Here is a 15,603-nt window from a genome sequence, read left to right as displayed (position 1 = left end):
GCGCTGAACATGAAATATATACCAAAAAAAATCATTCATTTCTTGACAGTATCCACACTGTTTTTTTCCTGTAAAAAGAATGTGGTGGAAGAAATATATATAGATGGGAACATCACCATTGTCACACAGTCGGAGGGTGCAAAACTCGGTTATTCAAAATCTTCCGGGGTCAATATTCTGGAAGAAAAAGGACTAAAATTCAAAGACCTCAACAAAAACGGGAAACTGGATAAATACGAAGATTGGAGACTTTCTTTTGAGGAGAGAGCAAACGACTTGGCTTCCCAAATGTCCGTAGAACAGATTGCGGGCTTAATGCTTTATAGCTCACACCAATCCATCCCAGCGGCCCCGCAGGGATTTGGTGCAGGTACTTACAAAGGGAAACCATTTCCTGAGAGCGGCATGCCTTCTTCCTCACTTTCCGACCAACAAAAGAAATTTTTGACAGAAGATAATCTCAGGCATGTCCTAATCACTAGGGTAGAAAGCCCTGAAGTAGCTGCCCAATGGAACAACAATGCCCAAGCTTATGTCGAAGGTTTGGGTTTCGGAATTCCGACAAATAACAGTTCAGATCCAAGACACAGCCCGATCGCGAGTACAGAATACAACGCCGGGGCAGGAGGTACGATTTCCATGTGGCCGGAAGCCCTTGGTTTGGCAGCTACTTTTGATCCTGCTTTGGTGCAAAGGTTTGGGGAAGTCGCTTCTATAGAATACCGGGCTTTGGGATTGACTACTGCCCTTTCACCGCAGATTGATTTGGGTACCGAGCCAAGGTGGAACAGGCTCAAAGGCACTTTTGGTGAAGATTCAAGACTTTCTGCCGATTTGGCAAGAGCGTATGTGGATGGATTTCAGACTTCCTCACCTGAATTTGAAACCGCTGATGGATGGGGCTTCCTAAGTGTCAATGCCATGGTTAAACATTGGCCAAGCGGTGGTCCCGAAGAAGGCGGAAGGGATGGACATTTTGCTTATGGCAAATTCGCTGTCTACCCGGGAAATAATTTCGAAGAGCATTTGATACCCTTTACAGAGGGAGCTTTTAAGTTGAACGGAAAAACCAAATCCGCCTCGGCAGTCATGCCTTACTATACCATTTCGTATGGACAGGACAGTAAAAATGGAATAAATGTAGCCAATGCCTATAGTGATTACCTCATCACGGATTTGTTGAGAGGAAAATATGGCTATGAAGGAGTTGTCTGTACCGATTGGGGAGTAACAGGAGATGAACGAGGAAATGTGGAAGTATTTGCAGGGAAACCTTGGGGGATGGAAACCGCCAGCATTGCCGAAAGACACTACCGGGTCATTATGGCGGGGGCAGATCAGTTTGGTGGCAACAATGACATCAAACCAGTCTTGGAAGCCTACCAATTGGGAGTAAAAGAACACGGGGAAGAATGGATGCGTGCAAGGTTTGAAAAGTCAGCAGTGAGGTTGTTGAGGAATATTTTTCAGGCAGGTTTGTTTGAAAACCCATACCTCGAAATCGCCCATACCAAAGCGACTGTAGGCAATCCGACATTTATGGAAGAGGGATTTCAGGCTCAGGTAAAGTCAATTGTAATGTTGAAGAACAAAGAAAATGTCTTGCCTATTGGCAAAAACAGCAAAGTTTATATCCCGAAAAAATTTATTCCTTCCACTACCAATTGGTGGGGAATCAAATCAGAGGAAAAATGGGTAGACGCCATTAATCTAGAGATTGCCAAGAAATATTTTCAGGTCACCGAAAATCCCGAAGAAGCGGATTTTGCTTTGGTATTTGTCAATAGTCCTGAATCCGGAACAGGCTATGACCCTGCAGACAGGATGAACGGAGGCAATGGCTATGTACCTATCAGCTTGCAATACAGTCCCTATACGGCAGCCACTGCAAGAGAACAGAGCCTTGCTGCAGGAGATCCAGTCCTTGCACCTGACGTCACCAACAGGTCTTATAAAGACAAAACCATTACTCCTTCTAATCTGAAAGAACTCCAAAATATCCTGGACACCAAAAAAGCGATGAATGGAAAACCAGTTGTGACTATCATCACGGCATCCAACCCAATGGTTTTTTCAGAATTTGAAAAAGAAGTACAAGGAATTATCCTGCATTTCAATGTACAGGATCAAGCAATATTGGAAATTCTATCCGGTATGGCTGAACCGAGTGGACTATTGCCTGTGCAGATGCCTGCAAATATGGAAACTGTTGAAAGCCAATTTGAAGATGTTGCCCACGACATGGAATGCCATGTGGATGAGACAGGCAACAAATATGACTTTGCTTTTGGAATGAATTGGAAAGGGGTAATCAAAGACTCAAGGACAGAAAAGTACCTTAAAAATTAAGAAATTTTATATCGAAAATTAAGATCCACAATTGAAGGTTTCGTAGTCTTCCTTGAATACCGACTTTAAATTTCCCTCCTCGTCGCGGTAGGTTATGGTTCCCGTTCTTGTGTTCTGTCGGATATCCTGACTGACAGAAAGGGTGGTCCCATCTTTGAGGACGACTTTACAATTCCCTGTAATTTCTTCAATATCTGAAATACAGCCAGACATCGTCAAAAATAGGATTGAAGCAAAAAAGATTCTTTTCATGGGTGATGATTTAACAATGGGCTCAAAATTACAATTTTGCATCAAAACGCAAATCAGATTGGATTATTCTTTAGTGAATCATTTTTGATACAATAGCAAAAAAAGAAAAGGCCGACATTTGCCGGCCTTTTTTCGTAATCTTTTCACTTACTTTCTATTTGCTTTTTCAAGGCATCAAAGCTGCCACACCGGGCAATACCTTGCCTTCCATGTGCTCCAACAATGCTCCACCTCCTGTGGAAACATATGATACTTTATCTCCAAAACCGAATTTGTTGACTGCCGCTGCAGAATCCCCTCCTCCAATCAGTGAAAATGCCCCAGCTTCTGTGGCATCTGCGATAGCTTGGGCAACAGATACAGTTCCATTGAGGAAGCTGCTCATTTCAAAAACCCCCATTGGACCGTTCCAAAGGATAGTTTTTGAAGATTTGATCACATCGCTAAATAATTTTCTAGTCTCAGGTCCGATGTCCAAACCCATCCAATTGTCAGGGATTTCGCCTGCTTTGGCCAATCCTTGTTCGGCATCATTGGCAAAAGCCTTGGAAGTAACAGTATCGAGGGGAAGGATGATTTTCACTCCTTTTTGCTCGGCTTTTTTCATCAGTTCCAACACATAATCCAACTTGTCAGGCTCGCAGAGCGAATCTCCGATTTTTCCTCCCTTGGCTTTGGAGAAAGTATAGGACATCCCACCGCCGATAATCAGGTTGTCTACTTTGTCCAAAAGCCTCTCAATGATCAAAATCTTATCAGAAATCTTGGCACCACCCATGATGGCAGTATATGGCCTCTCAGGATTTTCAAGGACTTTGTCAGAATTGTCCAACTCTGAGATCATCAAATATCCGGCAGCCTTGGTATCAAAAAACTTAGCAATCACAGCAGTGGAAGCATGGGCACGGTGGGCAGTTCCAAAGGCATCATTTACGTAAACATCTCCCAATTTGGAAAGTTTTTCGGCAAAGGCCTCATCACCTTTTTCCTCTTCTTTGTAAAACCTGAGGTTTTCGAGCAAAAGGACTTCACCGGGTTGTAATCCAGACGCAAGGTTTTTGGCTTCCTCTCCGATACAGTCCGGAGCAAATTTCACCGAATGACCCAATAATTTTTGAAGGTTGTTGATCACATGTTTCAAAGAATATTTATCTACAGGCCCATCTTTTGGCCTTCCAAGGTGTGACATCAGGATCACCGAACCCCCGTCTTTCAATATTTTTTCGATCGTGGGAATAGCCGCACTGATTCGCGTATCGTCTGTTACATTTTGATGCTCATCCAAAGGGACATTAAAATCTACCCTGACAAGGGCCCTTTTACCCTTAAAATCGAGATTGTCCACACTTTTGATTCTGTTGTTCATTTTTTATTGTTGTTTAAAAGGTTTTGAAGATTAAAGAAAGTTAGAAGTAGGAAGTGGGAAGTTTGGAAGTCGGAAGTAAATTCTTGATTTTGACCTTTCATTAAATTTTGAAAACTATAATTCTGATACTGAAAACTGATCCACTGACACAGGTTTTTTACTGTTTACTGAACACTGACCGCTGTAAACTGCCTACTGAACAGCCGCCCTCCGCAGTCTGTCATTGATAGCCCTACCCAATCCTTCCTCAGGCAAAAGCTCTGATAAAATTACGGAAACATCCATGGTATCCAAAGCCCGCATGGCTGCAAATAGATTTTTTGCTGCTTCATTCATATCCCCTCCTTTGCTTAACTGAATCTGTATTGATTGCTCTAGGAATGGAAATGATTTACAGAAAGATAAAACTGCGAAAGGAACCCCCCTAGAGGAATATTCCGAAATCAAGTCATCCAATTTTCCAAGGATAAAGGGCTTGGTAGGTGAATAGTGGCTTTTTAACATCCCCGGAGATTTTGGATTGGAGCTGGAATGTGTCATCACTTTCACTTCTCCAACGACATCCTTGATTGCCTTTATGTCAAGTCCTCCTAATCTATATACTGTAATCTCACCATCTTCGATGCCCACTATCGTACTTTCCAAACCAACTTCACAATCTCCACCATCCAAAATATACCCTATTTTCTCACCCAATTGGTCATTGACATGGCTTGCTTTGGTCGGGCTGATATAGCCAAATGGATTGGCACTAGGCGCTGCCAAGGGAAAATCCAATTCAGATAACAATTTGTTGGTCAGTGGATGACTCGGAACCCTTACAGCAACGGTATCCAATCCACTTGTAACCAAATCCGGAACTACCTCTTTTTTGGGCAAAAGCAAAGTCAAAGGACCGGGCCAAAATTTTGCAGCCAAAAGATCCAATGGTTTTGGTATTTCTTTGACAAAATCAAATACCCTATCCATGGCAGAAGTATGCAGTATCAAAGGATCAAAATCAGGCCGGTTTTTGGTAGCGAAAATTAAAGCCACCGCATCAGGATCGAGGGCATTGCCGGCCAATCCATAAACCGTTTCTGTTGGGATTCCGACCAATTGCCCTTGTTCGAGCAAGGTTTTCGCTTTCGATATGTCCTTACCGATTTGGGCCATTACTCCTTGCAGAAATCGTCTATCCAGGTTTTTGCTTCAACATAGCCCAAACTCAATGCAAGTTTGAGATTGGCGCAGCCATCTTCTTTTTGACCAAAAGCACTCATCTGCGTCACACCCAAAAGGTAATAGGCCGCTCCGTTTTGCTTATCTAGGTTGACGGTATTGATCAAAGAATTGATCGCTGATACAGGGTCATTGTTGCCTAGTTGGGCTTTTGCTTTGTTGAATTGTGCCAATGCATTGTTCGGATCTGCCTGAAGCGCCACATCAAAGTCGAAGATGGCGTCCTCATATTCCTCCAAAGCAAGCAATGCCAAACCCCTGTTATAGTAAATGTCCTTTTGTTCTGGATCGAGACCATTGGCGGTGTTGTAATCCAAAAGTGCCTCTTTGTATGACTTTTTCTCCAAATAGGCATTTCCCCTGTTGAAGAATGGCTTGTACGATGTGGAATCTACTGCTATAGAAGCTGAAAAAGAAACAATGGCTTCATCGAATTTACTTTGCTGAAAGAGGGCAACTCCTTTGGCGTTCAGCGCTGAGGTATTTTCAGGATTTTTTTCGATAGTCCGATCAAAGAATTCAATCGCCTTATCATATTGCTCGGTTTCCATCATTTTGATTCCCTCATCAAAAAGCTCTTGCTCGGAAGGACTGCATGACCAAACCGCAATGATGGCTATCAGCCACAGGATGTTTTTTTTCACTGGATTTAAATTTTGTGCAAAGATAAAGAATTATGCCTCTTTGGAAGATTCTCCCAACAATTTTGCAGCATAGTCTTTGGGCACCGGTACCGGCCGCATTGTCTGCATGTCCACAAAAACCATGGTAGTAGAAGCCTGGGCAAAGATTTTGATCCCGCTGTCTTTTGATTTTCCCATCAATACCTGTTCCAATACAAATGAGGTATTCCCGATCCGTGTGCATTTGACATAGGCTTCAGGTCTATCCTCGGCATGAACAGGAGTCCGGTAATCTATATTGATATTGGCTACAACTGTTCCAACTTTAAAAATATCCCATTCGCAAATTCTGAATAAAAACTCTGCCCGGGCATGTTCGAAATAATTGAAATAAATCCCATTGTTGACATGCATGTACCCATCAATATCCGAAAACCGGACTTGAATCGGGACTGAAAAAGAAAAAGAGGACAGTACATCCTCCGGTTTATATTTATTCATTTCTTTTGGTGATTGATGGATTACATCAAAATTTCTGATTTAGAAGTTTTTTCCAACATCCTCAAAATAGAAGGATTAGGGCCTACTATGTCCTCTACAGCATCAAACTGTATCCATGCGAGGTCTTTACTTTCTTCAGAAATTTGCAGGGGTTCGTTCATTTCCGCCTCAAACAAAAATCTTACATCATAATGAAAATGCTCAGGAACATCGCCTCTCTGCGGAATCGAGTGCCTGTCAATGTCAAAAATCCTTGAATCCACAATCCTCAAAGAAGTCAAACCGCTTTCTTCCTGCGCTTCGGCCATGGCTACTTCCAGCAGGTTTTCATGCCCATCGGCATGACCGCCAAGCTGAAGCCATTTGTTAAGTTTGCGGTGAAGTGTCAGCAGCGTATGTGTCCGCCTTTTGTTGACAATCCAGGCAGACCCTGTAAAATGGCCCTGCAGCCTTTCCCTGACATAGGCATTGTCATCGAAAGTCAAGTCAATAAAGTCATCCAAAAAAGATGCCTCATCCTCAAAAGGGGTTCTGTAATTTTCAAGGTTTTCTCTAAGTGATTTTCTGTCCATACTAAGGGTAGGTTTGAAATAAATCATCGATAAACTGGTCAAAGGGCTTTGCATCTTCATACAAATGGTCTGAATAGACCGTGACCAATACTTTTAGGAAACTGGGTTTATCGTTGATATTGACCTTTTCAATGCTTACGTTACCAAATATCTGGTCAATTTTTTGGGGGAAATCAGTGCTACTCAGGGGTGGCTTGAAATACTGTTTTTCAATAGTCCTGACATTTTCCTGAATTTCTTCCATTTTTCTGTCCAGACTTACACGACGATATCCCAAATCTAACATTCGTCTGCCAAAAGCAAAGAAAAGATGGGAAAAAGTTTTATCATCCAAAGGGCTTTCAAAAGAAACTGCAAACCCGTTGGCATAAGGGGAATTCAGGATATGTACTTCCGGAGAACTGATGATTCCTGATTTTTTGAAGTGGTAACTCTTATTGACAAGCTTCAAGATGGCCATCCCTTCCTCTGATTCCATCCAATTGCTCACCATTTCCTTTTCCCCTTCAGTCTGGGAAAAATTCTCTTTCACGTTCATGGGTGCTGATTTTTTCGGAAACAACTTCCCCAAAATATCATCAATAAATGAAGCCATCAGTGTTTGATTTTATAGGTGCCGTTTGGTTCTGTCATGATCAATCCTTCTTCTTCGAGTTCTCTCAACATCCTGACGGTAAAGGGATCATTCTTTAGCCCGGAAATATCCTGGAGATTATGAAGAGAAAACAAGATCCCGCTGCTTAAAGTTTGAATAATCTTTTTCCTGAGCCTTTCGGCTTCGGTATCATGGTGTTTTCTGTTTTCCAGACACACATCACAAATCCCACAAAAATCATCGCTTTCTTCACCAAAATACGAGGATATCTGATTTGCCCGGCAGAGGGTAACATTCCTGATATAGCCAACCATGGACTTGGCTTTGGAAATGGCATTCTGTCTCCTTTCCTCAATTCTTTTGGTATTCAATGGAAGCTTCCCAGCATCAAATCTGGCAGTCAGAAAAGTGATTTGGGGTTTGTCCTTTCTTGGATTATAAGCCAAAACCCCAACCTGATCCAGGTACTCTAGCTGCTTGATCAGTTCAGATTCTTCCATTTTGGCGCTTTTAGCCACTTTAGACTCTTGGATTTTGAGGTATTCCACAAAAAGCTCACCCCCATAAGTCCGCATCAATATCTTGATCAACGGGTCCAATTTGGCATTGGCAATCTGGAATTCATAAAGTTTGCTTTGGTCCACTAAAAAGCGGATGGTCGAGGGAGAATAGAAACCTTCATTCAACTCCAAAAAACCCTCCTCCTGCAAAACCTTCAGGGCATTGTAAGTCGGCAGGATTTCTAATCCGTATGTCGAGGTAAATGAAGACATGTCAAAATCGTAGCTGACCATAAATCCACTCCCCACCGCAATCCTGTATTGGTTTGCCAGACTTTGGTAAACTTTTTTCAAGAAATCAATCGGCGGATAGGCCATAGCCGCCCTTTCCTCCAAGACCATCATGTCCTGCTCATTGGTCAGCAACACCCCGTAGGCTTTGTGTTCATCCCGACCTGCGCGACCTGCTTCTTGGTAGTAGTTTTCGAGGTTTTCGGGAAGATCAGTGTGTATCACTGACCTGACATCAGGTTTGTCTATCCCCATCCCAAAGGCATTGGTGGCGACGATGACCCGGATGCGGTTTTGTTTCCACTCATTTTGCCGCTTTTCCCTAGTCTCATTGTCCAAACCGGCATGGTAAAAACTTGCTGAAATACCCATCTGAAGGAGCACATTGGCGATATCCTTGGTGCCTTTTCGGTTTCTGACGTAGATGATGGCCGAACCCGGTACTTTATTCAAAATATCAATTGCTTTCTCTAGCTTGTTTTCAACCATTCTCACGGAATAACTCAGGTTTTTTCGGGAAAAAGAGCGGACAAAAACAGCGGGGTTTTTGAGCTGAAGCTTCTCCATGATGTCTGCCTTCACTTTCAAAGTAGCAGACGCAGTCAATGCCAAACAGGGCACATTGGGGTGAAACTCACGGATCAGCGCAATCTCCAGATAGGGGGGCCTAAAATCATATCCCCATTGGGAAATGCAGTGCGCTTCATCCACAGCGATAAGGTTGATTTTCATTTTCTTGAAGCGCTCGATAAAAATCTCAGTTTTGAGCCGCTCCGGAGAAACATAAAGGAATTTGTAATTCCCGTAAATACAGTTGTCCAAAATGGTGTCAATCTCCCTTTTGCCCATTCCAGAATAGATGGCTGCAGCCAAAACTCCTTTTTTCCGGAGATTATCTACCTGATCTTTCATCAGCGCAATCAATGGACTGACCACGACGCAAATCCCATCCATCGTCAATGCCGGTACCTGAAAACAGATGGACTTCCCTCCTCCTGTAGGTAACAAAGCAAGCGTATCCTTTCCTTCCAAAACAGAAAGCACGATGTCTAACTGAACAGGCCGGAAGTCACTGTATCCAAAAACCGCACTTAGGATATGGAAAGCTTTTTCTCTCAATTTACCACTTGATTTGCTCTTTGTTTAAAAATGCAGCAACTCCCTTTTTGCAATCTTCAGTTCCCCGTGCTTTGGCATTCATGGATGCAGCGTATTCCAAAGCCTCGTCCAAACTTCTTTCCTGAACCCTTCCGATCATTTCTTTGGTAAGTGACATGGCTTCGCCTGAGTTTTGCTCGATCAGTTTTTGTGCAAAACCGAAAACTTTTTCTTCCAATTCTATTGCTTCCACTACCCTATTGATCAGCCCCATCGATTGTGCATAGGTAGCCGATATCAAGTCTCCTTCCAAAAGCAACTGTTTTGCTTTTCCTTCTCCTATTTTGCGAAGCAGAAAGACCATGACAATGGCAGGGATAAATCCGATTTTGACTTCTGTATAACCAAATTTGGCTTCAGAAGCCGCAAATGAAAAATCACAGATACTTGCCAATCCACATCCTCCTGCCAAGGCATGACCCTGTATCTGTGCGATAATCACTTTGGGATAGGTATACATCTTATTGAAAAGGTCTTTGAGCCCATGGCTGTCCATCAGGTTTTCTTCAAAAGAATTGAACTGCATCGCATGAAGTGCTGCCAAATCTGCACCTGAGCAAAAGACTTTTCCTTCAGCCTTGATGACAATTACTTTGACAGTATCGTCCCTTTCAAAATCAGTCAGGGCAGAATAGAGAAAAGCAATCATCTCTCCGTTGAGAGCGTTTCTTTTTTCGGGCCTGTTGAGGATGATGTATCCTATCCTGTCTTTGATGAGGGTCAGTATGGGTTGGTCCATGATGTTGAGAAATTGGTTTGCCGGAATTAAATCGATCATTGAAAGATAACCGACTCCTTTTGCTCTTCCAAGGTTAAGGTTGGTTAATTATTATTTTGTATGAATGATCGCCAAACGGAATAGAATCTGTTTTGGACAATATATTCCACTTGTTTTCTTCCCATTTAAACATAGAAAAATCATCCATTCCTTCAGGTAAATGGACAAAATTCTTTTGAATGATCAAGCTCTCCGTTTTTCCTGGGAACGGTATTTCAACCCTGCCATTTGAATCGAAAGCCAATAATGGAAATCTTGACTTTGCTAGAGAGGCATTTCTGTTTGGCAAAACTTTGTAGCTTATATCTTGGCGCGAAGCTTGGTCATACCAATAAAGCATAGTCCCAATTTGGTAATCCACCGCAAATCCGTCCCCTGCAGTATAGAATAGGATTTCATTTTTTTGGTAGGGAAGAAATGCGGATACCAATCGAAAAAGCCCAACAAGTCCCAACAAAGCCAAAAAAGTAAAGGCCAATTTTCTGCCCGGGAAGATCCATAGCAGAATAAACACCGCCAAAACCACCCAATAAACCCAAATGAAAGCAGGAGATAAATAAATATCTGAAATCCTTGAGCCCGGCAATTCCTGAAACCAAAAAATCATGGCATTGACCGTAATAATCAGTTTTTCGGTAGCCCAGGCCAAGGCCAATGATACATATGGAACCTTGATCAAAAGCATGAGAGGTACGCCAAAAGCCATCATCAAAAACGCCCCAGGAATGGCCACAAGATTGGCAACCGCAAAGTATGTCGGGAAAACATGAAAGTAGTAAGCGGAGATGGGGAAAGTGGCTATTTGGGCAGCAAAACTCACAGTAGTGATCTGCCAGATGTAGTCTACGACCTTATTTGTCGGACTCCAAAGCTTGACCAAAAAAGGCTGAATCACCAAAATACCGGTCAGCGCCAGATACGAAAGCTGAAAGCCAACAGCATAAATCAGGAAAGGATCATACAACAACAAAATCACTGCTGATAATGCGATGGCATTGAAAATTGAAGGATTTCGGGATTTCATTTGTGCCAAAGCCATCAGCGAAAACATTGTCGCCGCACGCATTACCGAAGGGGACATTCCTGTCAACAAAGCATATCCCCAAATCAATAAAATAATCACGCTTAGGTAGACGACCCTTTTTCTTACCTTGAGTCGATAGGGTTTGATAAACAGAAAAAAGAACCCATACACAATCCCGACATGCAATCCTGAAACAGCCAGAATATGCATGGCCCCGGCAGTGACATAGGCCTCAGATACTTCCTTATCAAGGTTTTTCTTTTGTCCGAGCAAAATAGCTTTGGCAATCTGATTGGCATTTGAATCATAGATAAGGCTGTCCAATCCCGCCAGAATTTCTGACCTGACATGGATAAAAAATGTCTCAACAGGGTTCTCTGCAAGATTTCCCAATTTTTCGAATCTGTCTCCGATAAAATGCTGATGGGAAATCTGTTGGTTCAGCATGAATTTGCGGTAATCAAATTCGAAAGGGTTTGTTGGTCCCTTAATTTGCTGAGGGCTACCTGATACCAATATCAAATCTCCAGAAGAAAGACCTTCCTTTGACCGATGATAAATCAAGACTTCCCCTTCCATTTCATCCCAAACTGATCCGTCAAACACTTTTTTGACATTCACCCTATTGGCAATCGAATTGGATTTGGGTTCATCATGGCTGATTACGGTGGCGAGGTATGCTTTGATTTCTTTAGAAGCATTCACCAGATTGTCAGGATGATTTCGTATGTCTTTTTGGTAAATGAAAAAATATCCGGCCAACACCAATTGAACGTATGCAAACAAGGGCAAAAAGACTTTAAACCTGAACCTTTTTTGGTATCCATTAATGAAAACCAACAGCAGGTAAATCAGGAATGAGGCAAGCGAAACTGCCAAAAATGCACTCCCCAAAACTTTGCCAAATATCGGATAAACCACTATCCCCAAGATGAAGAAACTGGCATAACGCAAAAAAGGAAATTCCGAAAAACGCATGGATAAATTGTTTCAGGGAATTTAAATACAAAAAAAGAAAAAGGGATCATCACTGATCCCTTTCACCCTAAATTAAACGTTTATTTTTTTAGAAACGGTACCCTACATTGAAACCGGCATTCAACTCTATTGCTGAGAACCTATTTTGTACTTCTTGGGAAAATTGTCTATTGACAGATCCAAATGGACCAAAAGCAAAATTGTTGAAATTCCACCTATAGCCCGCCATCAGGCCAATAGCTCCACTGTTCATGCTGGTGACTGTGGTGGTATTGCTCGCAGTTTCGACAAATTCACCGAACCTATATTTCAAAAATGGAGAGACATAGATTTTACCATTTCCATCTCCAGCAAAGTAAAAATTGTAAGACACCAAAATAGATGTAGTATTAAATTCCCTTGAATCATTTTGGCCTCTGTAGCTGAAGCGGTCGTTTAAATGCAACTCAATACCAAGGGATTGATCTGGTTTGAAGAAACTTTCATACCCGATTTCCACTGATCCCAAGATAATGGTATTCAAGAAGTTGAGCCTGATTTCACCTTTAGGATCTTCAAGCGATTGGGAGTATGAACCAAAGGAAATTAAGGAAATGCAGGCAAGGGCAAACAATGATTTTTTCATATCAATAAAGTTGGTTTATGGTAAATCGATCCTTCCGGATATCACAAATATAATTCCATTTTAAAATGTTTGATATTGCACTCTTCGAACATGTCGCCAACTTTTTGGAAACCAAATTTTGCATAGAGAGGCATGGCATCCAATTGGGCATGTAAATATAGTTTTTTGCCTTTGGAATCATGATGGCTTTTGATATCCTCTACGACAGCATTTACCAAAGCATAACCGACACCTTTTCCCCTCATGGGTTTCAAAACCGCGAAACGCTCTAATTTTACACCTTTTTCAGTGAATCTCCACCTTGCAGTTCCTGCAGGCTGACCACTCAATTTCGCCAAAAAGTGGATGGAAATATCCTCGAACTCGTCGTATTCTTCTGATGGATCTACTTCCTGTTCGATGACAAAAACTTCTTCCCTGATGGAAAAAACCGTATCAAGCTGTTCCTTCGTCAGTACTTTTTCTACGGAGATAGGCTTCTCTTCTTTCATCTTTTTGGGATTCATCTTTTTCGTATGCTTCTATGATCGATTTGACTAATTTATGTCTGATGACGTCTTTGCCGCTAAGGCTTACCACTCCGATTCCTTTGACATCTTTCAGGATATGCAAAGCCTCCGACAATCCGGATTTCTTTTTGGTGGGCAGATCTACTTGAGTTTGGTCACCGGTGATGATAACCTTTGAATTAGGTCCCATACGTGTCAGGAACATTTTGATCTGCTCACTTGTGGTATTTTGTGCTTCGTCCAACAAGACAAAGGCATCATGCAGCGTCCTTCCTCTCATATATGCCAAAGGTGCGATTTCGATCACCCTGGTTTCTTGGTAATATTTAAGTTTTTCGGCAGGAACCATGTCCGCCAATGCATCATAAATCGGTCTCAGGTATGGATCCAGTTTTTCCTGCAAATCCCCTGGAAGAAAGCCGAGATTTTCACCCGCTTCCACAGCAGGACGGGTGATGATGATTCTTTTGACTTCCCTGTTTTTCAATGCCCTGACCGCAAGTGCCACAGCAATGTAAGTTTTGCCTGTACCTGCCGGGCCCAAGGCAAATACCAGGTCATTCTTGTAAGCTGACTCGACAAGTTTGCGTTGATTGGGAGACTTTGGTTTGACGACTAGACCTTTGTTGCCATAGAGGATGACGTCATTATTCTCATTTTCGGTAAAAGGCTGTCCTTCCAAAGCAATATATTCCTTGACATTGTCAGGAGTCACATGACCGAATCTGTGAAAATGCTGCAAGAGCATATTGATCACATCATTGATTCTGAGGATTTCTGGGGCACGGCCTTGAATACGGATTTCATTGCCGCGGGAAACTATTTTGCTTTCGGGAAAAGCATCAGCAATGCGACGGATGTTCTCGTTTTCTGAGCCTAAAAAGTCCAGTAGCGGGATGTTTTCCAGGGTGATTATTTTTTCTACCAATCTAATTTCCTTGAATTGTGAAGTCTATAGAGGGTGTAAGCATAAAATTCCTAATTTTGTTCACACCACTACAAAAGTACAAAATTTTAACTGACTTGCTTCGATGGCATTGATAACATTCACCTCAGATTTTGGAGACGCTGACTACTATGTGCCGGCAGTGAAGGCCAAAATGTTATCTATCAACCCACAATTAAACATCGTCGATATAACCCACAAAATTGACATCTATGACATAGCCCATGCTGCCTTTGTCCTGAAAGCGATATACAGGGATTTCCCAAAAGGAACCGTTCATTTGGTCGCCATGAACAGCACGAGCAACAGCACCGAAGGCTATATCGGTATCAAGCTGGAAGAACATATTTTCTTGGGACCAAACAACGGGGTACTGAGTCTTTTATCAGATTATGATCCGGGGATTGTTGTCCTTTTTTCCGAGGTACATGTCAAAGAAAGTACTTTCCCGGTAAAAGATATTCTCGCTCCAATTGCTGCCAAAGTGGCTTCAGGTGCCGCCATCCATGATTTTGGCGGGCCTTTGATGCAGATCAAAAAGATGATTCCAAGGCAATTCAAAGCCACCAAAAAACAGATCATAGGCCACGTCATCCGCATAGACAGCTATGGCAACCTGATCACAAATATTCCCAAGGAGGTTTTTGATAAACTCAATCCAGGTAAATACAATGTGGAATTTGGAAGGGAAAGAATCAACAGACTCAACAAAACCTATGACAATGTGGAGGCTGGAGATTGCTTTGCGTTTTTCAACAGCATAGACATGTTGGAAATCGGTATCAACCACGGACATGGAGCTGACTTGTTGGGATTGAGGCATGACAGTCCTGTTTTTATCAATTTTGAAATAGAATGATATGTTGATCCGAGTGGTGAGAATGACCTTCAGAAAAGAAGCTGTAGCTGCATTTTTGGAAAATTTTGATGCCAACAAGGAAAAAATCAGAAATTTCCCCGGTTGCAGCCATTTGGAATTATGGCAGGACGAAAACCACAAAAATATTTTTTTGACTTACAGCATTTGGGAAAATGAAACCGCGCTCAATCAATACCGTGATTCCGAGCTGTTTAAATCTGTTTGGTCATTTACCAAAACCCTTTTTGCAGAAAAACCAATCGCATTCAGTTCCAAAAAAATCCAAGAACTGCCCTGAAAGGTCTTGCAGGAAAAAAAATCTTTACTCATATTTGCATCCCGTTCAGCAAGGGACGGATTAGATTATAATGCCCAGATGGCGGAATTGGTAGACGCGTTGGTCTCAAACACCAATGAGGTTACACTCGTGCCGGTTCGACTCCGGCTCTGGGTACA

The 15,603-nt window shown here is 42.3% G+C and carries 16 protein-coding genes and 1 tRNA gene; 4 read left to right on the top strand and 13 right to left on the bottom strand.

Annotation, left to right across the window (positions count from 1 at the left end; all coding sequences use genetic code 11):
- The first annotated feature begins 9 nt into the window (after nt 1-9).
- Complete coding sequence (locus ACZFYI_RS06085; protein ID WP_462523230.1) at nt 10-2,349, top strand: glycoside hydrolase family 3 protein; 2,340 nt, start codon at nt 10-12, stop codon at nt 2,347-2,349.
- Nucleotides 2,350-2,367: 18 nt separating this feature from the next.
- Here the strand turns inward: ACZFYI_RS06085 and ACZFYI_RS06080 are convergent, their stop codons facing one another.
- From ACZFYI_RS06080 to ACZFYI_RS06020, 13 genes are all read right to left on the bottom strand, one after another.
- Nucleotides 2,368-2,601 carry a hypothetical protein gene (locus ACZFYI_RS06080; protein WP_462523228.1) on the bottom strand — a complete coding sequence of 78 codons (234 nt, stop codon included), beginning with the start codon at nt 2,599-2,601 and terminating at the stop codon, nt 2,368-2,370.
- A 166-nt stretch (nt 2,602-2,767) separates the two neighbouring features.
- Nucleotides 2,768-3,967 (bottom strand): phosphoglycerate kinase, encoded by a 1,200-nt coding sequence (locus tag ACZFYI_RS06075; RefSeq protein ID WP_462523227.1) that lies wholly within the window; start codon nt 3,965-3,967, stop codon nt 2,768-2,770.
- A 192-nt stretch (nt 3,968-4,159) separates the two neighbouring features.
- The gene (locus ACZFYI_RS06070; protein ID WP_462523226.1) at nt 4,160-5,122 is read right to left on the bottom strand and encodes an L-threonylcarbamoyladenylate synthase; all 963 of its coding nucleotides are present in this window, start codon (nt 5,120-5,122) and stop codon (nt 4,160-4,162) included.
- Nucleotides 5,122-5,832, bottom strand: a complete 711-nt coding sequence (locus ACZFYI_RS06065; protein ID WP_462523225.1) for a tetratricopeptide repeat protein — start codon at nt 5,830-5,832, stop codon at nt 5,122-5,124. Before ACZFYI_RS06065 ends, ACZFYI_RS06070 begins: the two co-directional genes overlap by 1 nt.
- Before the next feature lie 30 nt (nt 5,833-5,862).
- Complete coding sequence (locus ACZFYI_RS06060; protein WP_462523224.1) at nt 5,863-6,312, bottom strand: acyl-CoA thioesterase; 450 nt, start codon at nt 6,310-6,312, stop codon at nt 5,863-5,865.
- Nucleotides 6,313-6,332: 20 nt separating this feature from the next.
- A complete protein-coding gene (locus tag ACZFYI_RS06055) occupies nt 6,333-6,884 on the bottom strand; it encodes an NUDIX hydrolase (RefSeq protein ID WP_462523223.1) in 552 nt (183 codons plus the stop codon).
- 1 nt (nt 6,885) lies between these two features.
- The gene (locus ACZFYI_RS06050; protein ID WP_462523222.1) at nt 6,886-7,479 is read right to left on the bottom strand and encodes a hypothetical protein; all 594 of its coding nucleotides are present in this window, start codon (nt 7,477-7,479) and stop codon (nt 6,886-6,888) included.
- Nucleotides 7,479-9,389, bottom strand: a complete 1,911-nt coding sequence (locus tag ACZFYI_RS06045) for a RecQ family ATP-dependent DNA helicase (RefSeq protein ID WP_462523221.1) — start codon at nt 9,387-9,389, stop codon at nt 7,479-7,481. The genes ACZFYI_RS06050 and ACZFYI_RS06045 overlap by 1 nt, the downstream gene beginning before the upstream one ends.
- A gap of 1 nt (nt 9,390) precedes the next feature.
- Nucleotides 9,391-10,170 (bottom strand): enoyl-CoA hydratase/isomerase family protein, encoded by a 780-nt coding sequence (locus ACZFYI_RS06040; protein ID WP_462523229.1) that lies wholly within the window; start codon nt 10,168-10,170, stop codon nt 9,391-9,393.
- Between the two features lie 70 nt (nt 10,171-10,240).
- Nucleotides 10,241-12,208 carry a ComEC/Rec2 family competence protein gene (locus ACZFYI_RS06035; RefSeq protein ID WP_462523220.1) on the bottom strand — a complete coding sequence of 656 codons (1,968 nt, stop codon included), beginning with the start codon at nt 12,206-12,208 and terminating at the stop codon, nt 10,241-10,243.
- A gap of 88 nt (nt 12,209-12,296) precedes the next feature.
- Entirely contained in the window at nt 12,297-12,833 is a 537-nt protein-coding gene (locus tag ACZFYI_RS06030; RefSeq protein ID WP_462523219.1) for a DUF3575 domain-containing protein, read from the bottom strand.
- Between the two features lie 41 nt (nt 12,834-12,874).
- Nucleotides 12,875-13,324: a GNAT family N-acetyltransferase gene (locus ACZFYI_RS06025; protein ID WP_462523218.1), complete on the bottom strand. Its 450-nt coding sequence runs from the start codon at nt 13,322-13,324 to the stop codon at nt 12,875-12,877.
- On the bottom strand, nt 13,269-14,270 hold the full coding sequence (locus ACZFYI_RS06020) for a PhoH family protein (protein WP_462523217.1): 1,002 nt from the start codon (nt 14,268-14,270) through the stop codon (nt 13,269-13,271). The genes ACZFYI_RS06025 and ACZFYI_RS06020 overlap by 56 nt, the downstream gene beginning before the upstream one ends.
- Nucleotides 14,271-14,373: 103 nt before the next feature.
- Between ACZFYI_RS06020 and ACZFYI_RS06015 the strand changes: the two genes are divergently transcribed.
- The 3 genes from ACZFYI_RS06015 (at nt 14,374) to ACZFYI_RS06005 (ending at nt 15,601) form a co-directional block, all read left to right on the top strand.
- Nucleotides 14,374-15,147 (top strand): SAM hydrolase/SAM-dependent halogenase family protein, encoded by a 774-nt coding sequence (locus ACZFYI_RS06015; protein WP_462523216.1) that lies wholly within the window; start codon nt 14,374-14,376, stop codon nt 15,145-15,147.
- Between the two features lies 1 nt (nt 15,148).
- Entirely contained in the window at nt 15,149-15,445 is a 297-nt protein-coding gene (locus ACZFYI_RS06010; protein ID WP_462523215.1) for a putative quinol monooxygenase, read from the top strand.
- A gap of 72 nt (nt 15,446-15,517) precedes the next feature.
- Nucleotides 15,518-15,601: transfer RNA gene (locus ACZFYI_RS06005), tRNA-Leu, on the top strand.
- Nucleotides 15,602-15,603 lie beyond the last annotated feature (2 nt).

This window comes from Aquiflexum sp. (assembly GCF_977115555.1).
This window is presented reverse-complemented; position numbering and strand designations above follow the sequence as displayed.

Excerpts from the sequence above, each read along its gene's own strand:
- ACZFYI_RS06015 (WP_462523216.1), top strand. The coding sequence starts at position 14,374 with ATGGCATTGATAACATTCACCTCAGATTTTGGAGACGCTGACTACTAT.
- ACZFYI_RS06050 (WP_462523222.1), bottom strand. The coding sequence starts at position 7,479 with ATGGCTTCATTTATTGATGATATTTTGGGGAAGTTGTTTCCGAAAAAA.
- ACZFYI_RS06010 (WP_462523215.1), top strand. The coding sequence starts at position 15,149 with ATGTTGATCCGAGTGGTGAGAATGACCTTCAGAAAAGAAGCTGTAGCT.
- ACZFYI_RS06085 (WP_462523230.1), top strand. The coding sequence starts at position 10 with ATGAAATATATACCAAAAAAAATCATTCATTTCTTGACAGTATCCACA.
- ACZFYI_RS06080 (WP_462523228.1), bottom strand. The coding sequence starts at position 2,601 with ATGAAAAGAATCTTTTTTGCTTCAATCCTATTTTTGACGATGTCTGGC.
- ACZFYI_RS06035 (WP_462523220.1), bottom strand. The coding sequence starts at position 12,208 with ATGCGTTTTTCGGAATTTCCTTTTTTGCGTTATGCCAGTTTCTTCATC.
- ACZFYI_RS06060 (WP_462523224.1), bottom strand. The coding sequence starts at position 6,312 with ATGAATAAATATAAACCGGAGGATGTACTGTCCTCTTTTTCTTTTTCA.
- ACZFYI_RS06075 (WP_462523227.1), bottom strand. The coding sequence starts at position 3,967 with ATGAACAACAGAATCAAAAGTGTGGACAATCTCGATTTTAAGGGTAAA.
- ACZFYI_RS06025 (WP_462523218.1), bottom strand. The coding sequence starts at position 13,324 with ATGAAAGAAGAGAAGCCTATCTCCGTAGAAAAAGTACTGACGAAGGAA.
- ACZFYI_RS06030 (WP_462523219.1), bottom strand. The coding sequence starts at position 12,833 with ATGAAAAAATCATTGTTTGCCCTTGCCTGCATTTCCTTAATTTCCTTT.
- ACZFYI_RS06070 (WP_462523226.1), bottom strand. The coding sequence starts at position 5,122 with ATGGCCCAAATCGGTAAGGACATATCGAAAGCGAAAACCTTGCTCGAA.
- ACZFYI_RS06055 (WP_462523223.1), bottom strand. The coding sequence starts at position 6,884 with ATGGACAGAAAATCACTTAGAGAAAACCTTGAAAATTACAGAACCCCT.